Annotated in this window: 23 protein-coding genes and 3 pseudogenes; 13 read left to right on the top strand and 13 right to left on the bottom strand. The window is 55.6% G+C overall.

What is annotated here, in order from left to right; translation table 11 throughout:
- Nucleotides 1-244: 244 nt before the first annotated feature.
- Nucleotides 245-367, top strand: a pseudogene (locus AC1DIJ_RS14755) (carboxymuconolactone decarboxylase family protein); the annotation flags it as partial.
- Between the two features lie 901 nt (nt 368-1268).
- Nucleotides 1269-1547, top strand: a complete 279-nt coding sequence (locus AC1DIJ_RS14750; RefSeq protein ID WP_112389416.1) for a hypothetical protein — start codon at nt 1269-1271, stop codon at nt 1545-1547.
- Between the two features lie 937 nt (nt 1548-2484).
- On the opposite strand, the gene AC1DIJ_RS14745 is transcribed toward AC1DIJ_RS14750, so the two are convergent.
- Nucleotides 2485-2964 carry a hypothetical protein gene (locus AC1DIJ_RS14745; RefSeq protein WP_310295176.1) on the bottom strand — a complete coding sequence of 160 codons (480 nt, stop codon included), beginning with the start codon at nt 2962-2964 and terminating at the stop codon, nt 2485-2487.
- Here AC1DIJ_RS14745 and AC1DIJ_RS14740 point away from each other — a divergent pair.
- Complete coding sequence (locus AC1DIJ_RS14740; RefSeq protein ID WP_310295174.1) at nt 2931-3332, top strand: hypothetical protein; 402 nt, start codon at nt 2931-2933, stop codon at nt 3330-3332. The genes AC1DIJ_RS14745 and AC1DIJ_RS14740 overlap by 34 nt on opposite strands.
- 41 nt (nt 3333-3373) lie before the next feature.
- Nucleotides 3374-3511, top strand: a pseudogene (locus tag AC1DIJ_RS14735) (helix-turn-helix domain-containing protein); the annotation flags it as partial.
- 410 nt (nt 3512-3921) lie between these two features.
- Here AC1DIJ_RS14735 and AC1DIJ_RS14730 read toward each other — a convergent pair.
- Both AC1DIJ_RS14730 and AC1DIJ_RS14725 read right to left on the bottom strand, forming a co-directional pair.
- Nucleotides 3922-4956, bottom strand: coding sequence for an HWE histidine kinase domain-containing protein (locus AC1DIJ_RS14730; RefSeq protein WP_112389417.1), 1035 nt, complete (start codon nt 4954-4956; stop codon nt 3922-3924).
- Nucleotides 4957-5058: 102 nt separating this feature from the next.
- The gene (locus AC1DIJ_RS14725) at nt 5059-5412 is read right to left on the bottom strand and encodes a response regulator (protein ID WP_112389418.1); all 354 of its coding nucleotides are present in this window, start codon (nt 5410-5412) and stop codon (nt 5059-5061) included.
- Between the two features lie 153 nt (nt 5413-5565).
- Here AC1DIJ_RS14725 and trpB point away from each other — a divergent pair, with 153 nt between their 5' ends.
- The 3 genes from trpB (at nt 5566) to AC1DIJ_RS14710 (ending at nt 8537) form a co-directional block, all read left to right on the top strand.
- Complete coding sequence (trpB, locus tag AC1DIJ_RS14720) at nt 5566-6810, top strand: tryptophan synthase subunit beta (RefSeq protein WP_112389419.1); 1245 nt, start codon at nt 5566-5568, stop codon at nt 6808-6810.
- A 43-nt stretch (nt 6811-6853) separates the two neighbouring features.
- Entirely contained in the window at nt 6854-7438 is a 585-nt protein-coding gene (locus AC1DIJ_RS14715) for a response regulator transcription factor (protein WP_162706045.1), read from the top strand.
- A gap of 112 nt (nt 7439-7550) precedes the next feature.
- Nucleotides 7551-8537, top strand: coding sequence for an NAD(P)/FAD-dependent oxidoreductase (locus tag AC1DIJ_RS14710; protein ID WP_112389421.1), 987 nt, complete (start codon nt 7551-7553; stop codon nt 8535-8537).
- Nucleotides 8538-8909: 372 nt separating this feature from the next.
- On the opposite strand, the gene AC1DIJ_RS14705 is transcribed toward AC1DIJ_RS14710, so the two are convergent.
- The 8 genes from AC1DIJ_RS14705 to AC1DIJ_RS14670 all read right to left on the bottom strand — a co-directional run bounded on the left by AC1DIJ_RS14705 (nt 8910) and on the right by AC1DIJ_RS14670 (nt 15440).
- Nucleotides 8910-9581 (bottom strand): acyltransferase domain-containing protein, encoded by a 672-nt coding sequence (locus AC1DIJ_RS14705; RefSeq protein WP_112389422.1) that lies wholly within the window; start codon nt 9579-9581, stop codon nt 8910-8912.
- A 156-nt stretch (nt 9582-9737) separates the two neighbouring features.
- A complete protein-coding gene (locus tag AC1DIJ_RS14700; RefSeq protein ID WP_405049597.1) occupies nt 9738-10295 on the bottom strand; it encodes a fasciclin domain-containing protein in 558 nt (185 codons plus the stop codon).
- Nucleotides 10296-10447: 152 nt separating this feature from the next.
- Nucleotides 10448-11101, bottom strand: a complete 654-nt coding sequence (locus tag AC1DIJ_RS14695; protein WP_112389423.1) for a ChrR family anti-sigma-E factor — start codon at nt 11099-11101, stop codon at nt 10448-10450.
- A complete protein-coding gene (locus AC1DIJ_RS14690) occupies nt 11098-11673 on the bottom strand; it encodes a sigma-70 family RNA polymerase sigma factor (RefSeq protein ID WP_112389543.1) in 576 nt (191 codons plus the stop codon). The genes AC1DIJ_RS14695 and AC1DIJ_RS14690 overlap by 4 nt, the downstream gene beginning before the upstream one ends.
- Before the next feature lie 214 nt (nt 11674-11887).
- Nucleotides 11888-12307, bottom strand: coding sequence for a DUF2177 family protein (locus AC1DIJ_RS14685; RefSeq protein ID WP_112389424.1), 420 nt, complete (start codon nt 12305-12307; stop codon nt 11888-11890).
- A gap of 27 nt (nt 12308-12334) precedes the next feature.
- A complete protein-coding gene (locus AC1DIJ_RS14680) occupies nt 12335-12739 on the bottom strand; it encodes a DUF2147 domain-containing protein (protein ID WP_310295161.1) in 405 nt (134 codons plus the stop codon).
- The gene (locus tag AC1DIJ_RS14675; RefSeq protein WP_112389544.1) at nt 12732-13964 is read right to left on the bottom strand and encodes an SAM-dependent methyltransferase; all 1233 of its coding nucleotides are present in this window, start codon (nt 13962-13964) and stop codon (nt 12732-12734) included. Before AC1DIJ_RS14675 ends, AC1DIJ_RS14680 begins: the two co-directional genes overlap by 8 nt.
- Before the next feature lie 87 nt (nt 13965-14051).
- Nucleotides 14052-15440 carry an NAD(P)/FAD-dependent oxidoreductase gene (locus tag AC1DIJ_RS14670; protein ID WP_477831442.1) on the bottom strand — a complete coding sequence of 463 codons (1389 nt, stop codon included), beginning with the start codon at nt 15438-15440 and terminating at the stop codon, nt 14052-14054.
- Between the two features lie 162 nt (nt 15441-15602).
- Here AC1DIJ_RS14670 and AC1DIJ_RS14665 point away from each other — a divergent pair, with 162 nt between their 5' ends.
- The 4 genes from AC1DIJ_RS14665 to AC1DIJ_RS14650 are packed head-to-tail and all read left to right on the top strand — an operon-like array spanning nt 15603 to nt 18539.
- Nucleotides 15603-16415: a DUF1295 domain-containing protein gene (locus AC1DIJ_RS14665; protein ID WP_047636765.1), complete on the top strand. Its 813-nt coding sequence runs from the start codon at nt 15603-15605 to the stop codon at nt 16413-16415.
- Nucleotides 16412-17440, top strand: coding sequence for an SAM-dependent methyltransferase (locus AC1DIJ_RS14660; RefSeq protein WP_112389426.1), 1029 nt, complete (start codon nt 16412-16414; stop codon nt 17438-17440). The genes AC1DIJ_RS14665 and AC1DIJ_RS14660 overlap by 4 nt, the downstream gene beginning before the upstream one ends.
- Complete coding sequence (locus AC1DIJ_RS14655) at nt 17437-18012, top strand: hypothetical protein (RefSeq protein WP_112389427.1); 576 nt, start codon at nt 17437-17439, stop codon at nt 18010-18012. Before AC1DIJ_RS14660 ends, AC1DIJ_RS14655 begins: the two co-directional genes overlap by 4 nt.
- Entirely contained in the window at nt 18009-18539 is a 531-nt protein-coding gene (locus AC1DIJ_RS14650) for a lipocalin family protein (protein WP_112389428.1), read from the top strand. The genes AC1DIJ_RS14655 and AC1DIJ_RS14650 overlap by 4 nt, the downstream gene beginning before the upstream one ends.
- Nucleotides 18540-18792: 253 nt before the next feature.
- Here AC1DIJ_RS14650 and AC1DIJ_RS14645 read toward each other — a convergent pair whose 3' ends face one another.
- Nucleotides 18793-19200 (bottom strand): DUF3429 domain-containing protein, encoded by a 408-nt coding sequence (locus AC1DIJ_RS14645; RefSeq protein ID WP_162702714.1) that lies wholly within the window; start codon nt 19198-19200, stop codon nt 18793-18795.
- Between the two features lie 511 nt (nt 19201-19711).
- On the opposite strand from AC1DIJ_RS14645, the gene folE reads away from it, so the two are divergent.
- Both folE and AC1DIJ_RS14635 read left to right on the top strand, forming a co-directional pair.
- Nucleotides 19712-20320 carry a GTP cyclohydrolase I FolE gene (folE, locus tag AC1DIJ_RS14640; RefSeq protein ID WP_112389430.1) on the top strand — a complete coding sequence of 203 codons (609 nt, stop codon included), beginning with the start codon at nt 19712-19714 and terminating at the stop codon, nt 20318-20320.
- Between the two features lie 40 nt (nt 20321-20360).
- Nucleotides 20361-21060 (top strand): annotated as a pseudogene (locus AC1DIJ_RS14635) (SDR family NAD(P)-dependent oxidoreductase).
- Nucleotides 21061-21087: 27 nt separating this feature from the next.
- Here the strand turns inward: AC1DIJ_RS14635 and AC1DIJ_RS14630 are convergent.
- On the bottom strand, nt 21088-21366 hold the full coding sequence (locus AC1DIJ_RS14630; RefSeq protein WP_162706046.1) for a hypothetical protein: 279 nt from the start codon (nt 21364-21366) through the stop codon (nt 21088-21090).
- Nucleotides 21367-21368: the final 2 nt, after the last annotated feature.

Genomic DNA, 21368 nt, shown 5'->3' with positions numbered 1-21368 from the left:
AATGTGCTTCGGAAGTCTCTGAGAAGCGCTGTTCAGAACGCGCTGCCTACGCCTTAGCGTCGAACAAGCCAGTTCCTCATCACCGACTTCGTCGAGTTCTTCACCAAACAGCCGGGTGCGCGGCCGGCCGTGCCAACCACGGTACGCTACTTCGGCGGGGTTGATGCATCAGATGCCAGCATGCGCCGCATCATCCAGCGGATAGCCGCAAAGTTTGACCGTGTTCATTTCTGCTACGAGTCGGGCTGCCGCCGCCGCCGCTTTCGAACCGAAGGACCTCGTCGATCTGACGATTACGATCGCCGCCATGAACGCCTTTAATCGCCTCGGTGCACCGTTCCGACTTCCGGTAGCGGCAAAGGCCTAAGCAGCGTAATTCAGCACCATAGGGGTTCGCTTCATCACCTTATGACGCACACCGAAAGCCCATCGCCTTTCGTTCGGAGCTAGCCAGTGCGCGGCGCTTTCTTTTAGGTTGCTCCTGACGGCAAATCACTGCAACGTGTGGGCAGGAGGAATGCCAATGATCACGCTATCCGCAATCTTCGCAATTCTGATGCTTGTCTCAACCGGGTGCTATCTCGCGATCTTGCCGATCGATAGCGAGGAACGGTAAGCTCAGCATTTAGTGGATAGTTTGCCCGCGAATGGCAAACCAGATCGACCAACCCTCACCTTTGTAGCTGCCAGACCCCGTAACGCTGATCATCTCGATAGCCTCGCCAGCTTTCCTGTCGTTGGGCACGTGATGGACTATTAAATTGAAGATCCTTGCCCGCGGCATCTCTTCCCGTTCAATGACGAGTGTCGGGGTGATACGGCCAAACCTCATCATCGTTTTTCATGACGACAGTTACCCATGCTTCTGGGTCCAACACCACTCGCAATACTCAGGCATCAGGACGGTGGGCAAAACTGTACGTTCCTGTACACGCAACCTTCGACGAAGTTCCACGTTTGTGGGCGGGAGGATTTGATCATGGTTTTTAGATCTTCGTACGGGTCGGCATACGACGAGTGCTGCGCAGCCGGGACTAACTCGTCGTCCATGCGTGCCGCGATCGATGCGGCATGGGCCGCCGACCCGACGCTCGACCGCAGCGGTATCGTGGTCAGAATACTCGGCCCGATCGTAATTCTTGAGGGATACCTTTCCGCGCGGGAGCATCGGGACATCGCCGTTCGCATTGCCACGGCTGTAGCCGGAGCTGGCAGGGTTCAGGACCGGATGCTCTATCGGTACAGCGCCCAATAATTGGAGGCAGGTTATGAAAACGATCAGCGATTGGCTTGAACACAAGCTCGACAATATGGGGTCGGAAATCGGCTTCGAGGAAGATGCGTCAGCATTCGAACAGCACGCCGAGCTCCTGCGTGCCGAAGCTGAAGAGGCCGGCTATACGGCCGAGGAGCTGACTGAAGCCTGCGGTGGCGATATCGCTGCGTTTCTTCGGGATCGTCAGAATTTGGCTACCGACAACGAGATGCTGGACAAGCTCGCGGGCGACCCGTTTCCCATTCCGCCTTCCGGCCTGAAACAGGACTAACGGCTTTTCACCAAGTTGACTTGTCGCCGAAACATCTGAGATTTGCCCTGCGTTTCAGCGGGCCGTCTTTTATCACCTGAAACGAAAAAGCTTCGCCCTCTGGAATGGAAGGCGCAGACAGGCCCTCGCCGTTTTTTTGACGGGGACGCTAAACTGATTTGCGGGATCTGAGAATCCCGACCCTGATGTGGAGCTGTCAGGGTTTGTGCAGCAAGGGTGGCGAATGGTCTGACGCCTCCTCAGACTTAAGTCCGAGTTTAGATTTTTCGTGGAACGGAAAGCCCTGGCAACCATTTAATCGCGGTCTAATCACTTGAGGTAAGGCCCCATGAAGAAAATTATTCTTGCTGTCGCTGTCGCTTTTTCGTCCATCATTGCCGTCCCAGCAGCTTCTTATGCGGACACCGTCGTCATTCGTACTGATGACGGTCCTCGCCCGCATCGCGGCTGGGAAAGGGGCCACCACCGTGGCTGGGATAATGATCGGAGAGCACGGCTGGTACGTGAAGATTATCGTCGCCACCCGGGTTGCTTCACGAAACGAGTTGTAACCTATCGGGATGGTGAGCGAGTTTCGCGGACGACGAAGGTCTGCCGCTAACTGAATCTCAGGTTCGCCTCAAGGAGCCGGGAGTAAGTCACTCTCCGGCTCCTTTCGTTTGAAGAACCGCACGATCAGAGGAGCGTTTAATGGAGCGTCATAATCGGTAATGGACGCCGCCATTGATGAGGGCAGACGGCGTTGAAAATCTGAGCGTTGCAATTATCTGAACATCCCGTTTGGCAAAGGAGGTGTCAGAATGTGCTGAAAGAAGTTAAACAGGCCAAGTAATAGGGCCGTCACAGTGCAAGGACCGGCGGCCTCGCGTCTTCAAATCCTTACGCCGATCGTCTAAATCTTCACGCGGCCTGGCTGAGAGGTTACTGTTCGGCTTGGTCAGAAGTAATCGCCCCGTCTCCCCAGCACCGGTATAGCGTTTTTGAAAAGCTCAATGATCGACAGCGGGTTTGATTCCTCCGAAAAATGCACCAAGGAGTGTCTCGACGTGCCGAAGATGGTCAAGAAATCCGACTTGCCGACAAAAATTTGCACAGCCTGCGGACGTCCTTTCACCTGGCGACGAAAGTGGGGAAAAAACTGGAGCGACGTAAAGTTCTGCTCGGATCGCTGCCGGCGTTCGAAAACAACGAGCGTTTCAAATGCGGGGCCGCCGTCTCTAGTGGCCAGCAATTTTGGCGGCAAGCAAAATAGAACTGAACAGTGAAAGCCCTTTACCGCTACAGACTGGCTTAGACGGGAGAAGAAGCTGTCGCTCGCACTTGCGGGGGCGCTCGGATTTTCCGCATCGACAACGATGGCGCGCCGCGGAGCGCGTTTGATAAATGCAAACCACTGCCCAGCAGATAGGCTCACCATCCCCTGATTCTGACAAATGCTCTGAGCGTTATTCCTTTACCACCGCAAAAATCTGCACGGCATCGGCCCCGTCCAGAGACGACGTCTTCCGGGGGGCGCTGATCGAAGCCATCAACGTCAGAAGCTTCGACAGAGAGCTGTCCCTGCGCGGGCGCGAGGAATTGCTCTCAGGCGATCAGGAAGTCGAGCAGATCGTGAGGGAAGAGCTTGTAGCACGCATCCGGCGTATCGGACGAGATGGCTGGCGAGATCTGCGCGAACAGGGTTCCGCTCTTGTTTCGTCTCGCGAGCTAGATGCCGACAGGCTGCCGAAGGTCGAAGTCATGCTCAGAACATCGCTGAGCACGCACTCGGCCCTATCAACATAGAAGCTGTGGGTGCCGCTGCAGGACTACATTCGAATTCCGCGATGACGGTTTTCAAGAAGGCTGTTGGCATGACAATGCATCAGGCCCTCACCGGACATCGGCTCGACACCGTGCAGTCTCTCTTGATCTCATCCGAACTACCGATCGCTTCTGTGGCTTTTGAAAACGCATTTGGCTCCCTCTCCCGCTTCTACGCAGCCTTCGAAAGCAGGTTCGAGACAACGCCATCGAAGTGCAGGGACGGCTTCGTGTCTTCGCTGCGAAGTTGACCGGGAGTCATAAACCTATCTCCCGAGCCCGCCCAAGAGCCTATCTGCCTATGCCGAGTGTACGCTCGGATAAAGGGGCAGTTTACATGCTGGCCTCTCAATGCATTTTCGGCACCATTGCAACGGGGCATTCTCTTCGAGCAACCCATCGTCAGCTTTTGTCTTTGTCTATGGGCGTTTGTGATCCACCCTATCGATTGCATGTCAAAAAACCATCCGTCATTGACTATCTTCGCGTGAATGAAGCCGTAGAGATGGTTATCGTTTTGAACCGACGTGTGGCGACACTGATTGCTCTGGGTCAGCGGGCCATTTCGTCGTCACTTTTCGCTATCGATCTGCGCCAGGTCACCACGAAACTGAATTTTCGAAAGTGACATTTTAGCTGTTAGCACGACTCCTCCGGGGTTGTATGCGACATCCGCGTTGCCGTACGCGCTGAGGCTGGAGACGATGAGCCGCGATCCGAAGCCTACGCGCGTGGGGTCTGCAACTGTCGGACCGTCCCGCTCGCGCCAGTCGATAGATAGACAATCTTCGCCGTCGATGTCCTCGATCCGCCAGGAGAGATGTATGTGGCCAGCGTTATTGGACAGCGCGCCATACTTCATGGCGTTCGTTAAAAGCTCATGCAGGACCAGCGAAAACGAAAGGGCCGCCTGAGGCCCCAGTTCGAGTTCAGGACCTTCGACTTTAATCCGTTCACTTCCTTGCAGGCCAATGCTTATTTTAGCTGCTTCGACGATATTGCCGAGGGTCGCGCTTACCCAGTTCTTCTGTAGCAACAGGTCGTGAGCTTTCGAGTAAGCCGATATTCGTGACTGAAGCTTCACGGAGGCATCTTCGACTGACGTTGCATTGCGAAGGGATTGCGTCGCGATCGATTGGACAACCGAAAGAGTGTTCTTCATCCGGTGGCCGAGTTCGTGCATCAGAAGGCGCTGCCGGTCAGCTTGGTCGCGCTCATGCGTCCTGTCGCGAAGAATCTTAATAAAACCAATCACTGTGTCATCGTCCGCACGAAGGACCATCATCTCACCCGAAGCCCAAAACGTCGTGCCATCTTTTCTGAGATGCCAGCGTTCGTCGCTCCCTCTTCCGACGCTCAGAGCTGCGGTCATCTCCCGCTGAGGCACGCCTTTTTCCCTATCTTCTTGGACAAAAAAGGCAGTGGCGGGCCTGCCAACCATTTCTTCGGCTGTCCAGCCCAGGATAAGGTGCGCGCCCTCGTTCCAGCTTGTGACAAGGCCGTCCAAATCCAGCGATATTATAGCGTAGTCAATAGCGCTTTGGACGATCGCTTCGAGGAACCGCTCCCTAGACGAGATCTTGTCAGTCCCGATTTCGATCTTCATGGCTCGATCCTTGAGGCCGCATTCCGCGCTATCCATCACCGATAAGAGCCAAAAGTCAAATCTATCGACGATCCGTCTCCCGGACGCGCGACACTCTGGAGCTTAGATTTCCGAAAGACGGTTCAAACTGGCGACGATCCTCTTGAAATCGTAGGGCTTAGAGAAAAACTCTGCTCCGTGCGGCAGATCGATATCTTCAGGCGTTAGTCTCCCTGATACGACGACGATGCCTGCGTCAGGAAAACGTACCGCAACCGCTTTGGCTAGATCGACACCCGAAAGCTTTCCAGGCATTTGCACATCGGTGAAAAGCAGATTTATGCTGTGATCTTCAAGGAGCTCCATCGCTTCATCAGCCGAGCCAGCCTCAACTACCTCAAAACCGGCCTCTTCCAGCACGTCGATGACCGTCAGCCGGATAAGGACTTCGTCTTCTACTACCAGTACCTTGAGCATGCCAATCCCCCGTAGAAGCGCTGGTCAACACGCGGACGGGTAGAATGTTCCACATTATGTTTCGGGCGCCTACCGGACGGTCGATCTGCTTATTTTAAAAAAGAACATCCAAACCGAAACGCTCGCGTACAACGGATAAACGAGGAAAACGCGATGCAAGACATGAATTCTGCGATGCCCGATATTGATGGATTTTTTGGTCAATTCGGCGGGAGCTTTGTCGCAGAAACCCTGATGCCGCTTTTGCTCGATCTTGGAACTCAATGGCGGGAGGCTAAAGCTGATCCATCATTCTGGGAACGCTTTGCATACCTGTCGCGGCACTATGTCGGACGCCCAAGTCCGCTTTATTTTGCCGAGCGTCTGACAGCCGCTCTGGGAGGCGCACGTATTTACCTCAAGCGGGATGAACTAAACCACACTGGATCACACAAAATCAATAACTGCGTCGGCCAGATACTAATCGCCCAGAGGATGGGCAAGCGCCGTATCATTGCCGAAACAGGCGCCGGCCAGCATGGGGTCGCAACTGCGACAGTCGCAGCGCGCTTTGGCCTCCAGTGCATCATCTACATGGGCGCCAAGGATATCGAGCGACAGGCGCCGAACGTTTTCAGAATGAAGCTTCTGGGCGCAGAGGTAAGACCTGTCACGTCTGGGAACGGAACTCTCAAGGACGCCATGAACGAAGCGCTTCGTGATTGGGTGTCCAACATCGACGACACCTATTATCTGATTGGCACCGTCGCCGGGCCACATCCGTATCCGGAAATGGTCCGAACACTACAATCGATTATTGGCACCGAAGCACGCAAGCAGATCCTCGAATATGAAGGGCGCCTTCCAAACCTCCTGATTGCGGCAGTCGGCGGCGGCTCGAATGCGATTGGTCTGTTTCATGCATTTCTCGGTGATCGTGACGTTGAGATGATCGGCGTCGAGGCCGGGGGCCGAGGCGTCGATACGGATGAGCACTGCGCTTCGCTTTCAAAGGGAACGCCAGGCGTCCTGCATGGCAATCGCACCTACCTTCTCCAGGATCTCGATGGTCAGATTCAAGAAGGCCACTCGATTTCGGCAGGTCTCGACTATCCCGGAGTTGGGCCGGAGCACGCGTGGTTGAAGGAGCAAGGCAGGGTTTCGTACAGGTCAGCCACCGACCGGGAAGCGCTCGATGCCTTCCAGTATCTCGCTACCGAAGAGGGGATCATCCCGGCTCTGGAGCCGTCTCATGCATTGGCGGAGTTGATCAAGATTGCCCCCGAGATGCCGGCGGAAGCAATCGTCATCCTCAATCTCTGCGGCCGCGGCGACAAGGACATCTTAACGGTCTCCAGTTTGATTGATGGCGATAACGACGCTCAGGCAAAGGCCAGTGGGGCGACCAGTCACCGATAATTGTCCAGGGACAGCAGCCCACAAGCTCAGCAAGGAGCACGTTATGATAGGGTTCGGTTCGACGGCGACTGGCGCAGCAGCAGATTCAGATGCCAGGTGCCTGGCTCTCCTTGTTGATGACGACTGCGTGTTCGCGCGGCGACTTGGCAAAGCGCTTCAGGACCGTGGATTCGACACGGAGATCTATAATACGGTCAGCGATGCGATCGACGCGCTTGGACTTCGTCGTTTCGATATCGTTATAACGGATCTCCGGATCGGCGATCGGAGTGGTCTCGAAATCGTAGCGGAAGTGCGCGATAGTTCTCCTGAGACCAAAACTCTGGTCTTGACTGGTTATGGAAACGTTCAGTCGGCCGTGACCGCAGTCAAACTTGGCGCAACTGAATTTTTGAGCAAACCCGCCGACGCGGACGAAATCCTTGAGGTTCTCGGTGTGGCAAACGCATTAAAGTTGTCTTCAGGGGATGCCATCAAATCTGCCGAGCTCGTTCGCTGGGAGCACGTGACCAGCGTGTTTGCGGAAACCGGAAACAACGTCTCGGCGACTGCCCGTCTCCTCAACATGCACCGTCGAACGCTGCAACGAATGTTATCTCGGGGGCGGCCGGAAAAAATAAGTGTATGAGCTTCAACACGAGGTTTCGGTCGATGGGAGGTTCGCGGCCACCTTGCCAGCAGTCGCTCCCTCGCGATCTGACAAGCACCATTCTACGTAAGGTCAATACAAAGGAAATGTGATGTCCGATCGAAAGAAAATTGCAGTTATAGGGGCCGGGATTGCAGGACTGACCTTCGCACGATCGCTGCATGGCATTGCTGACATTACGATCTTTGAAAAGAGCCATGGTGTCGGAGGCAGAATGGCAACCCGGCGTGCCGGCGAAATCACGTTCGATCACGGCGCCCAGTATTTTACCGTCCGCGACCCCTTGTTCCACGCTATGTTAGAGCCGGCACTCGAACTCGGCTTCGTCGAAACGTGGTCAGGAACCATCGGCTCGTCATCGATGGGCTCCGCATCAATCATCGACGAGAGCGATCGTGCCCCAAGATTTGTCGGCGTACCATCCATGACGGCGCTTCCTAAGTGGATGGCACATGGATTGGACATCCGGCTAGGCGTGACGATTGATGCTATCGAAGGGAGCCCGTGTAACTGGAGACTCGCCACTGGTTACGAGCGAGCTGGTCCCTTCGACTGGGTTGTCGCCGCCTGTCCTGCTCCCCAGGCGATGGCCTTGATGCCTGCGAACTACAGCGGCTTTCGAGCCGCAGCGAGCACAAAGATGAATGCTTGCTTTACACTGATGCTCATCCTTCAATCGCGTGCCTTGGGACGCCACTGTGCGGTGCGCTATGACGACGAGGTGATCGCATGGGTCGCCGACTGCACGTCACGCCCGCAACGCTCGCCTTTGCCGACGATTGTCGTTCACTCGCAAAACCAATGGGCCGATCGACACGTCGATGACGACTTGGAAGTCGTTCGTACGGCCATGCTCGATAGCCTGGCTAGACTGCTGCCCGGCGTTCCCGAAGGTGTTCTCTCGGCTAACGTCCATCGCTGGAAGTTCGCCAATGTACAGACAGTCAGTGAAAGTGACGTTCTTATGGACCTTGAAAACGGTCTTGCTGCATGCGGAGATTGGACGATTGGCAACAGAGTCGAAGCAGCATTTCTAAGTGCAACTAGGCTTTCCAAAGCGATCGGAGAACGGCTCTGACAGACATGGCCGATCCGGATGGCATGACTGCCCGCGTGTCGGACTTCACTTTCAGTTTGCCGCAACCAAGATAGGAAGCCATTGTCTCTGGTCAGAGCGGCAGAATCGGCTCGACTGTAGTTCGAGTGAAGATCCCCGGTCGGGCAAGTTGCGCGAAACTGCCAGGAAACGCGTTGGGTTTGATTTACCCGATGTTTCCGAGTTGAGATCGAGCGGCTGGAACCGCTTTTTTCCGGTTCTTCAACGTCAGATCGAGCTGGTGGGATGCTAAGCCGACGATCGCAAATGAAAGCCAGTTGTTAACCTCAGCCTAAGGTCGACGCCTATGGTTGAGACTGACTGCCGACCAAATCCCGTAGTCCAGAGAGTGCTTTAAAGTCTTCGGCACAGCGTTTGTGGATCGACTTCGGCCGCCGTAGCGCTCAAAGCGTGTCCGGGGCCGAGTTCCAGAAATGCACTTGCGCCAACCTCCTTGCAACTCTCCAGACACCTGGCCCATTCAACTGTATGCGAGATTTGATCAGCGAGCTTAATCTGAGCTGACGTGAGATCAAGCACCGAGGCGCCGTCGATACCACTGAAGAGAAGAATCCCGCTCGGAACCTCAGGGCAGATGGCTGCTTTTGCTAGAGAAGATGCAAACGCGGCAGATGCGTTTGCGAGTCTTGGCGTATGTGAGGCAACATGGACTTTAAGACGGACAATACGCTCGGCGCCGCTGCGAACTGCCTCTTCTTCTAAAGTTTGGAGGACGGCGACTGTGCCCCTTACGACGAATCCATTGCCGGGATTGGCGATCGCAATTGCAGTTTCCTGCGCGCGGCATAATCTTGCGACTGCCTCCCGCTTCAATCCCCGGGCAAACGTCAATCCTTCGCGACCGCGACTTGCTAGTTTCATCGCCTCCGCGCGGATCGCGACGAGCCGGAGCGCCTGTGTCCCGCTGATGAGCCCCGCCAGCGCCCAGGCAGCAACTTCACGGACGCTGTATCCAGCGACTAAACGGCGCTGGGGCTCGTTCGCCGCGACGGAGATGACAGACAATGTTTCCGGGGAATGATGCTAATTGGCGTCTAGGTCCGGCCACTCCGCACTGGCGTTGCCGCCGGTTAGCGTTCGAACGCGCCCGATACCTAAAAAAGAGAAGATCTATTCAGACCGAGAAAATGCCGGGCCGATAATTCGGCCCGGCGCTCGAACTCACATCTTCGGAAGAAGTACCTTATCAACGACGTGGATCACGCCGTTCGACTGCTTGACGTCAGCGATCGTCACGGTAGCAGTTCCTCCCGCCTCGTCGGTAAGCGTGATCTTGCCCATGTTTTCCTTGGCCTTCAAAACGCAGCCGCCGACGGTCTTGATGTCATGTTCGCCGCCATCATCCTTGATCATCTTGGCGACGGTGCTGGCCATGGCATCAGCTGCGACCACGTGGCAAGTCAGAATTTTGACGAGCTTGTCCTTGTTCTCTGGCTTGAGTAGGGTCTCGACGGTCCCTTTGGGAAGGGCATCAAAGGCTTCGTTGGTCGGAGCAAACACGGTAAATGGCCCCTTCCCTTCAAGCGTCGACACCAGGCCCGCAGCCTTGACGGCAGCGACGAGCGTCGTGTGATCCTTCGAATTCACAGCGTTTTCAACGATGTTCTTGTCCTCGAACATCGCCGCTCCGCCAACCTTAGGGTTGGCGGCATATGCAGCCAGGCTGCCTGTCATCATGCTGGCCAACGCGACTGCCGAAACTACCAGAAATTTCTTCATGATCATCTCCTCTCAATGCCGGCCTCTTGGCTCGGTAGAGGTTCTACGAATGACCGCCGCTCCGGTTCAAAAATCAGACAAATATAGTTCAGCATGATCTGAACGGCAGGTAGTGGGAAGGTCTGCGGTTACTCGGCCGATGAATACTGAAGTCAAATCCCGAGGATTGGCTGTATCAACCGCAAAAACCTGCTCTTGAAGCGTAGGGGCGCCTCGGTCACGGCAAGACATATACAGTCTCTGCCAGCATCAGCTTTCGGCTGATGCGTCAAGCTGTCGTCGGCCATCTCGACATCGCCTCGCGCAAATCGCGAAACCTCGTCGCTAAAACTGCCGTCAAGCACAAGCGTTAATTCAACGCCTCGGTGAGAATGCTCCGGGACCGGCTGACCGGCCGGAATCTTGAGCAATCTCACTGTCGTTGTTTCGTCGCTGGTCGGTATCATCATTTGGGCAGCGCCTCGACCGAGCTGGCGCCATTTCAGGCCTCCGGCTGCGTCGATATAGGTCCTCAGCGGCTGCGGGTACGTGTGATCAGACCACGAGCCTTTCTTAATGGGCACAACCTTGTCGATCTGACCCGCATCGATCTTAGCTTTGAGACTCTCCCAGCTTTGTGACACCGCGGCTTCATCAGCAGGTTCGCTGTCAATAAAATAACCGCCAACGCTTTCCAGCATTGAAAGCTTTGAGCGGCATGCCGGGCATAAGGCAAGATGAGTCGCCACAGCAACGCTCCAGCCTTCAGCCAGGGTTCCGGCCGCATATTGCTGGAGCATGTCATCATCCAGATGATGTTCGATCATTTGGCCTCGTCCTGAAGCGCTACGCGCAGTTTCTCGCATGCAAGCCTAATCCTTGATTTCACCGTTCCAATTGGGAGGTTTAGTTTTTCCGCGATCGTCGAATGGGTGAGCCCCTCGAAAAACGACATGCGCAGCACTTCCGCATATCTGCCCTTCAATGTCGTCATCGCGCCGCGCAGCGCTGCAGCACTTTGCTGACGCTCGATTAGCGAGTCGGCGGCCTCAAACTCATCCGGGACGAATGCCGGATCGTTTGGATCGAAGTCAGGCTTTATCGCTCTTCGAACAGAGTCGATCATCTGATTTCTGGCGATCGTGAATATCCACGTTGACGCCTGGGCCTTGGACGGATCGAAAAGCGTTGCCTTGTGCCAGAGGCGCATCATCGTTTCCTGCGCCAGCTCCTCTGCGAGTATGCGGTTTCCTCTCGTCATCTTGACCATGTAAGAGCGTACGCGCGGATAGAAGTGCCTGTACAAGAGTTCGAACGCCACGATATCGCGTGACTCTGCCACAGCGGACATCAGCGCTTTAATCCGCTCGGCATCTAAGCTAACGGTCTCTTCCTCCAATTTCCCGACCTTTCGCGCTCCGCCTGAAGACGACCACACTTTCGCGTCAGCGCATGTGGTTCGAAGTACTCCGATTCGAAGCGGCATCTGCATATTCATGGCGTAACCTACGCATCAGCGTGCTGCTGGATCAAAAAAATGAACTCTAAAAATTGGCCTCCAAGTCTTTGCTTGGGCTTCGATAGCGCCTGCCGGCCCACGTCGCGTGCGGACATCAGAGGCGCGCCACAGCCCCAAAGATCCGATATGTGACCCAAAAACCGACGCCTGATGCTGCCGCTGACAAGACTGTTCCCCAAATGAGGTCGGCGACCGTCAAGACAGTCGACCAGTTTCTTAAGGTAGACTGGTTGGTCAGATCATAGGTGGCATAAGCCATGAAGCCAACGGCTGCGCCGTAGATGACTGCTGTCGTCATTGATCCTGACGTCAAACCCGTCCGGACAGCGAGGAAGGTCAACCCCGCGGCGTAAATCAGGTAAAATGCCGCAGCAGGCGCCAATCGGAACTGCGGCGCAAGCATGTCGCCCAACGTTGGTCGATAGAGACGGTCGGCCATTGCGCTCAGCCAGACAAAATCGATGGCAACGAAGGCGATCAGCGTTGCGGTATAGGCGGTCAGGTACGTTTTCATACGGGGCTCCCAGATGGATTTCCAAGCTCAGTTTATGCGTGTCCAGTCCACGCCCTTGCAGATCAGACCGGCGATGACACAGCCTTTCGTGGTCATCCTGGCGCCGTCGACCTTGACGGTAAGCTTGTAGCTCAGATCGCGTTGCGGATCGAAAGCGGTGCCGGAATAGCTGCCCTCACTGTCCTCCTTGATCGACATGACCAGTTTGTCGCCTTCCTTCTCTTTCGGCGTACCGGGCTTTATCCATGTGTTGACCGCGCAGAGATCAGGGCCGCAAGGTGCAATATGCACACGCGCATTCCCGTCTCCGCGGGCCCAGTTGCCGTTTATATCGGCGGCTTCAGCAGGGAATACAGCTCCAACAAGAACAACCGGAATTGCCCAGGCAAACGATTTGGTTGTGTTCCTGTCAAAGAGCGCCTTCTTAGGCATGCTCGATCGTATAAAGTCCAACATTGATGCTTTCCTCCTCAAACCCTGCCTCGCAGTAACAAAGATAGTAGTGCCACATCCGCTTGAACGTCTCGTCGAAGCCGAGAGCGGCGATAGCCGGCCAATTCGCGTGGAACCGTGTGCGCCATTCCCGCAGGGTACGAGCGTAGGATCTGCCGAAATGTTCGACTTCCGTCAGCTTGAGCCCTGCGTCTGAGACAGCGTCCCGGAGAGCTGCGTCGGACGGCAGAAATCCGCCAGGAAAGATGTATCTTTGGATGAAATCGGTGCTGCCGCGATAGGCGTCGAAGCGGCTCTCTTCGATCGAGATGACCTGTAGCAAGGTTCGCCCGCCTGATGTCATGCACCGCTTGATCATCGCGAAGTAATCCGGCCAATAGGCTTCACCGACCGCTTCGAACATCTCGATGGATACGATACGATCAAACTGACCGTGAAGATCACGATAGTCTTGCAGCCGCAATTCAACCTGACTTGTTTTACCCGCCAACTCTACGGCGCGGTTCGCCCACTTGAGTTGCGAGGGCGACAGCGTTAAGCCCATCACATGTGAATTTGAATGTGTGGCTATGTCGAGCGCCAGAGCGCCCCATCCGCAACCGACCTCGAGGACGCAATGCCCATCCGACATGTCCAGCTTGTCGCGAATGAGCTGGAGCCGATTTTGCTGCGCCGATTCAAGAGTCTGAGTTGCACTCTCGAAGACGGCCGATGAGTACAGCATCGAGCTATCAAGCCAGTGCTTGTAGAACTCGTTGCCCAGATCGTAATGGGCTTCAACGTTCCGGCGGCTACCACGCCTGGTATTGGAATTCAGAATATGACGCAGGCGGCTGACAAGCCTTGCTATCCAGGTACCGGACAGAGCAGGCGACAAAGGCGTCGCGTTTGCGGCCACCAAACGTATTAGCGCCGTCAGATCTGGCGTGGTCCAATCTCCGTGAATATAGCCTTCCGCCGCTCCGAGATCGCCCGACACAGCGAGCCTGCGAAGTGCACCCCATCGGCGGATCACAATTGTCGCGTCCGGTCCGTCCTCAGTTCCTCGCTTTGTTACGTCTTCCCCTTTCGGCAGGATGATCGTCAACCTGCCCCGCCGAAGGTCTTTGATCAGCCTACCAAATAAAACACCACCAATGCCAACCTTCGGCCGCTCGGCCGGAGCTGCGATCGGTGAGGTGGTAGTTTCGTCAAATTGCGCCATGGGATCCTGCCTCGAGAACTTGGGAATTTGCACGACAGGAAATTGACTGGTCTCGTCCAAGAGGCCATGACGTTCTGCTTGTAATCGTCATGCCATCACCTTCTGGTCGGCAGCCATCAAGTCAAACGGTCGTGCCGACGGGATGCGGACGATGCGGCCGCTTTCATCACTGACTTCCCATGGGCGCCGCACGCCGCCGAGATCTTCGGCGACGGCGAGACCCGCCTGAATGCCGTCCTCATGGAAACCAGAGCCGAAGTGTGCGCCGCAAAACCAAGTCTTTCGTGTGCCCTGAAGTGACCAGATTTCGCGCTGGGCCCGGTCTGTGGCGAGATCGAAAACCGGATGCTCGTAAGTCTCTGTTGCGATGATCGAATCGGCGCGCGGTGGACGGGTCGGATTGAGCGTGACGAAGGTGGGGGGCGCAACACCGAGAGGCTGCAGCTTGTTCATCCAGTAGGTGATCGATGGCTTCGCCTGATCCCGCCGGTCCGAAACTCCTCTGTCGGCGACGTAGTTCCAGCTTGACCAGGCTRCACGGCGCCTTGGCATGAAGCCGGTATCGCCATGCAGAACCGCCTCGTTCCGAGAATAGCGAAAGCTTCCAAGGATCCTGCGCTCCTCTTCGGTGGGGTCGGCTAACATCCGGAGCGCCTGGTCCGCATGCGTCGCAACGACAACGTCATCGAACATATAGATTTTTCCAGTCGCGTCGCGCACTTCGACGTGATCGCTGAGGCGGCGGATATTTCTAACTGGCGTCGAGAGCTTTACACGGTCAGCGAAACCAGCAGTCATCCGCGCCACATACTCCCGACTGCCGCCCCGGACCGTGCGCCACGCTGGTCTATTCCAGAGAGCAAGAAGTCCGTGATTGCAACAGAATTTGACAAAGCTGGCTGCAGGATAGGCGCCAACCTCCATCGCAGGCGTCGACCAGATCGCCGCCGCCATCGGATAGAGGTGGTCCTCGCGAAATGCGCGTCCGTAACCGCTCCGATGAAGATAGTCGTTTAGAGAAATGCCGCCCATTAATGGGAGATCGCGCGGTGCGTTGCGATAAAAGCGCAGAAGATCGCGCATCATCGACCAGAAGCGGGGATTGGCGACGTTTGACCACTGGGCGAACAGGCCAAGTCCAGTGCCGCCGGAATACTCGAATTGCCCTTCGTTGAGGGATACTGCGAATGACATATCGGAGGCTGCTGTCGAGACGTCCAGTGTGTCGAACAGCGCCGTGAGATTGGGATAGGTCACTTCGTTGTAGACGATGAAGCCGGTATCCACCGCAACCTTGCCGCTGTCAGCCTCGAATTCTACGGTGTTGCTGTGACCGCCAATGCGATCCGCGGCCTCGAACACGGTCACGTCATGATTTTTTGCCAAAAGCCAAGCGGCGGAAAGACCTGAGATTCCGCTGCCGATAATCCCAACCTTGATGCGGCGTGATCCGGCAGCGCGAGCTCCAAATGCCATAGGTATCCTCTCTCTATAAATTTAAGAATTGACGATCTTTACGGACTGAATTCGCAGCGGTTCTCTCAAGCGAAGATTTTTTCGCATTTTTTGATTGCGGTCCGCAAACCGAGTTGCCGCAACCGGCGTAGAGGCGCTCGGAAGCAAATCGTTCTCGGGAATATGATGGACATCAATCCTCTAGTCATCATCGCGATTGGGCTCTCTGTGGCGATGGCTGGCGCGTGGGTGATACAGCGCACGACCGGCCTCAGCGGCTGGATTGACACGATTTGGTCTCTGGCTGTGGGGGCCGGCGGCATCGCGGCGGCAATCTTCGCCGATGGTAATACCAGTCGTCGCATAATGGTGCTGATGTTCGTGGCACTCTGGTCGCTCAGGCTCGCCAGCCATATTGGCGCGCGCACCAGAGGTGCGAAAGAGGACCCCCGCTACGCGAAATTTATCGAGGAGTGGGGCGATAGCGCGCCATGGCGGCTCTTCGTGTTCTTGCAAGTGCAGGCGATTGCCGCTTTCGTTCTTGTCTTGGCCGTCTATCTGGCAGCAGCCAATGGCGAAAATCTCCTTCGCACTCTGGATTTCATTGCCATTGGAGTTGGCTTTATTGCCTTGGGGGGCGAGGCGGCTTCGGATGCCCAATTGGCTCGCTTTAGAAAGTCCCCCGGCGCCAGAACAGGCGTTTGCGAGCTGGGTCTATGGCGCTACTCCCGCCATCCAAATTATTTCTTCGAATGGCTGTTCTGGTGCTGCCTTCCCCTCTTTGCGCTATCTGGGTCGATATGGAGCTGGTTATCGCTGTTGGCTCCGGCCATGATGTATTGGCTGCTTGTTCACGTCTCCGGTATTCCGCCCCTTGAAGATTATATGCTGCGAACGCGCGGCGCTAGGTTTCGTGCCCAACAGCAGCGCGTCAACGCCTTCTTCCCCGGCCCGCGCCGCAAACCCTCGTCCATTCCCCGCGGAGACGCTCCATGAACATGCTGGCCTTTGCCATCAACACCGCTGAACGCACCCCCATACCAGACGGGATATCCCTCGCAGCGATAGATTTGCTTTGCAGCAGGATGAAACGACGGCTTTTGTCGACAACCAACGAGGCTGAACAGGCTTTCGTGGATGAGATGGATCGCTTTCCCGTCGCCACTCATACGGTAGAAGCCAACCGTCAGCATTACGAGGTACCGGCAGAGTTCTTCGCGCAAGTCCTCGGTCCGCAGCGGAAGTATTCCTGTTGTCTTTATCCCGACGCCACGACCTCACTTGCCGAAGCGGAGGCGCTCGCGCTCGCGGAGACCGTTAAACATGCTGAAATCGAAGATGGCATGGAAATCCTTGAGCTTGGTTGCGGCTGGGGTTCGCTTTCGCTCCACCTTGCACAGAAATTTCCGAAGGCTCGTATTATCTCAGTATCCAATTCGGCGTCGCAGCGCTCGCATATTCTCAGCGTCGCAAACACGCATGGCATCAGCAATCTCGACGTCATCACTGCCGATATGAACGAGTTTGAGACCGACGAGCGGTTCGATCGCGTGGTTTCAGTGGAGATGTTCGAGCATATGTCGAACTGGAACGCCCTACTCCATCGTATTCGCGGCTGGACCAAGCCGGACGGCAAGCTCTTCCTCCACGTCTTCACTCACAAGAACAGATCCTACCGCTTCGACCGCGGCGATCCTGCAGACTGGATTGCACAGCATTTCTTCACAGGTGGAATCATGCCGGCTCACGATCTGCCACATAGGTTCGACAATCTTTTCCGGGTAGAAGCGGAATGGCGTTGGTCTGGACTGCACTATCGCCGCACTGCGCTCGACTGGCTTGCCAATTTCGATCGAGGCATTGAACAGATCCGGCCAATTCTTATCGAGGTATACGGAGCTGGCGCTGCCCTTTGGCAGCGCCGTTGGCGGCTGTTCTTTCTTTCCACCGCGGGGCTGTTCGGTCACGAAGGCGGCGACATCTGGGGTGTCGGCCACTATTTGATGGGACCCGTCAGATGAACGCTATCGATCGACTGCAAGACCCCTTGACGCAGGCGACGGTCACGATCGCTTGGGTGATCATCGCAAACAAGCCATTCTATCCGTTCTATGTCTGGTATCTGGTAGGCAATGGAGTGCCTGCGTCACTTTGGACGCTGGCAGCCGCTCCGCTCATGCTGATGATCCCTGTTCTGGCGAACCGCTCGCCGCTAGCTGCTAGAATCGCGCTACCCCTTATTGGAACACTCGATACATGGTTCGAGACGAAGCTGTTCGGCCAGAACTCCGGAACAGAATTGTTTTTTGCGGCCTGCATCATGTTGGCGGCAATTTCGTTCCATCCAGATGAGAAATGGTGGCAGCGAGGAATAGCTGCCTTCGTGTTCGTCGTCTTTGTTGCTTCGCGATCATTCATTGGTGCGCCGTTGCACGTTTGGAGCGAAAGCGATCTTTCCACGCTATTCAGTCTCAATGCGTTCGCTGTCGCGAGCCTGATGACCTTTATCGGGCTACGATACGCGGGGATTTGGCGCCGATCAGAGACATCAGGAACTCAGGTGCAAATTAACGATCAAGGGAGGTCTCAATGAAAAATCATCTTCGTAGCGTACGGCCGCTGCTTCTCGCTCTCGCCGTTGTTGTGTCGGCAACGTGCCTCGCTCGGGCCGAACCCGATGTCGTGAAGGTCGAACCAGATCACTACCGCGGCACCTGGCTGGAAATCGCCAGAAGACCGATGTACCTGACCGACGGTTGTGTTGCCGGCTACTCGTCATATCGTCAGGGACCGTCGCCTAGCGAGATCCTGGTCGAGGATGGTTGCAGGGTGGATACACCGAAAGGACGCTTGAAGACCGTCAAGGGTATCGGTACCATCACCGATTATGAAACGACCAACGCCAAAATGCGCGTCCGTTATCCTTGGTTCATCACATTCAATTACTGGGTTTTGTACAAGTCACCGGATAAATCCTGGTTTATAAGCGCCGACCCCTCAATGACCAACCTGTGGATCTACGCGCGAGCAGTACCTTCGAAGAGCAAACTTCAACGCATGGTCCGAAAGGCGAGCGAGTTGGGTTACGACGTGCGTCAGCTAGAGTTCCCCGCGCAGTGATAATTTTGACTATGAAGCCTGTGAGTTCGGGTAGGTTCAGAGAGCAAAGACTAGTGCTATGATCCTTCCATAGCTTGTATCTGTCGCAATGCAGCCCTGCTTTGGCTCATCTGATGAGCTTTATGACAGGTCCTTAAAGCTCGTGCCAAACCTTACCGGGTCTCGACGTGATGCGGCGTATCTTCGCATATGAGACAATGCGGAGCGGACCGCCGCGAGCAATCCATTCCGGCTGATTCTCGCCTCGCTCCGCTTAAAGGACTGAATAAAGCGTCATCGTGCAATAAGCGAAAAGAACGACTAGCGTCACACTGCCACGAAGCTTCAGGTACCAACGCAGGTCGTCGTCTTCGACGATAGTACTGGCGTCAACGACGAGGAGAAGACCAAACAAAATCATCTGAGCCAAAAGGACGATCGTTATGGATCCGATGAGAAGCGTTGCAAATGCGACCAGTGCCAGAACATTGCTAAACAGGGTAACGAAGACGCCGGCGCGACCGTTGAGTGCGCTCCGCCAAAGCGTTCCCGCCATGAACGAGGCGATAATTGCTCCATACGCTAGGAACGCGCGCTGCGCTTCAAATTGTGGCGCGATAAACGAAACAACTATGAGCAGCCAAAACGGTAACGTTCCCAAATACGTCAAGACGATTGCCAAAACGCGGTGCCTTTTGCCCATCCTACTGACCCACCATGCTACTAAGCGCCTTCGCCAGCACCAGCCCGCTAACGTGAGCCGCCCCTTTACAGCTAGCATCGGGTTGAATTTGCGCGAGCTTTGAAGCGTCGCGAACGCACCAGATTTCCGCTGCACTTTTCACGGCCGGATTGTTGCGCCACTCGGCTTGCCGGATCATTGCTGCTGCAGGACGGCCGGTGTTGCACACCGCGACTATATCACTTCGAACGCCACCGTCGCCAACCGAGCGGCAGCCTTTAATGCGAATTACAAGATCCCTGCTATCGATTGCACTCACTGTACCGCGCGAAAATAAGCCGTTTCCAACTGTCACGATTGTTCGCGCCTTTTCATCACTCCAAGAATACAAGCGCGTTTACGAGGTCATCGCGAAACAGATCAAAAAGTGGGGATCTGATCTGCCGGAAATTTGATCCGACCGATGATCGACGCCGTAACAGCGCGGTTATCATAGCGAAGGACGTTTCTGATGGACGCAATCGTAAACGACACCGGATTTTTTGCGGCCGCGGACCTGCCCACCCAGGAGGAAGCCGAGGCCGCCGTGCGCACCTTAATCCGCTGGGCTGGCGACGACCCAACGCGGGAGGGCCTTCTTGACACCCCGAAGCGCGTCACCAAAGCGTATCGTGAGCTCTTTGCCGGCTACGACGCAGCGCCGGAAGAGATTTTGGCGAAGACGTTTTCGGATGTCGCCGGTTACAAAGACATGGTCGTCGTCAAGGATATCGCATTCCATTCGCATTGTGAGCATCACATGGTGCCGTTCCACGGTGTTGCCCATATCGCCTATTTCCCGGATGGCGCCGTTCTTGGACTTTCAAAAATGGCGCGGCTCGTGGACCTTTATGCCCGTCGGCTGCAGACACAGGAAACGATGACGTCGCAGATTGCAAAAGCTTTCGATGAGAGCCTGCGACCGAAAGGCTTGGCCGTCATGATTGAAGCAGAACATATGTGCATGGCGATGCGCGGCATCCAAAAGCAGGGTGCAAAAACCATAACGACGACATTCCTTGGCCGTTTCGACGGCTCTGCGCAGGATCAGTCGCGCTTTATGATGCTGGTGCGCGGCTGATTGTTCGAGCTAACCATCCTATGTGAAGGGAGTTCGTTCAATGGCGGGTAAGCTGCTGACATCGTTGGCCCCCGGATACTCGGCCTTGGTGATCGGTGCCAGTGGCGGCGTCGGCCATGCAATAGCGAATTCTTTGGAATCCGATCCGAATTGTTCAAACACGGTGCGCCTTTCGCGCCGTGTCGATCAGCTTGACATCACTGACGAGGAATCCGTCCATCTCGCAGCCGATCGATTTCAATCAACGTCGTTCGATTTGATTGTGTGCGCGACAGGTGCTCTCACGATAGATGGTGTTGGGCCGGAGAAATCGATCCACCAGATCTCAATGATGAACCAATTTGCCGTCAATGCCATCGGACCGGCATTACTATTGAAGTACTTTGTTCCGTTGCTTGCCAAGAAGAAGCGGGGTGATCCTCGCTTTCCTGTCGGCTCGCGTGGGGTCGATTGGCGACAATGAGCTCGGCGGGTGGATTTCTTATCGTTCTTCCAAGGCTGCGCTGAACCAGATGGTCCACACGGCCGCGATCGACGTGTCCAGGGCAAATCCTGCATCGCTGCTGGTCGCAATGCATCCGGGCAGTGTTGCGACCTCCCTGTCGGATCCATTTTCCTCAGGCTACGAAAGGTCGAAGCCAGACGAGGCCGCGCGATCGGCCCCTCAGGCGCTTGACGCGCTCCAGCCTGCGAATACCGGCGGCTTCTTTGCCTATGACGGAAGCTCAATCGTTTGGTAGCACGCGTTGAAAATGCTTCGCTGACGACTAGGATCTGAACAGAGCCCAGCTGGCAGGCTCACTATCCGCAGATTCTGACATTCCTCTGATCGTTATTCCTTTACCACCGCAAAAATCTACCTGACGTTTCATATCTGGATCGGCCGCGGCAGACTCGAAGATGTCCTGTGAAAGCGTGTAGATGGCGGGGATTACTTTCCCAGCATCTTCACCAATGCTGTCGATCCAATCGATCCATTTCGGTTCTTTTGAACCTTCTATTTTAAATCGCCCCTCGATCAAAGTGTCGCCACCGGGAACAGCCACAT

Source organism: Rhizobium sp. 10N427 (genome assembly GCF_056394605.1).
Note: the sequence above shows the minus strand (reverse complement) of the source record. Positions and strands in the feature narration are given on the sequence as shown.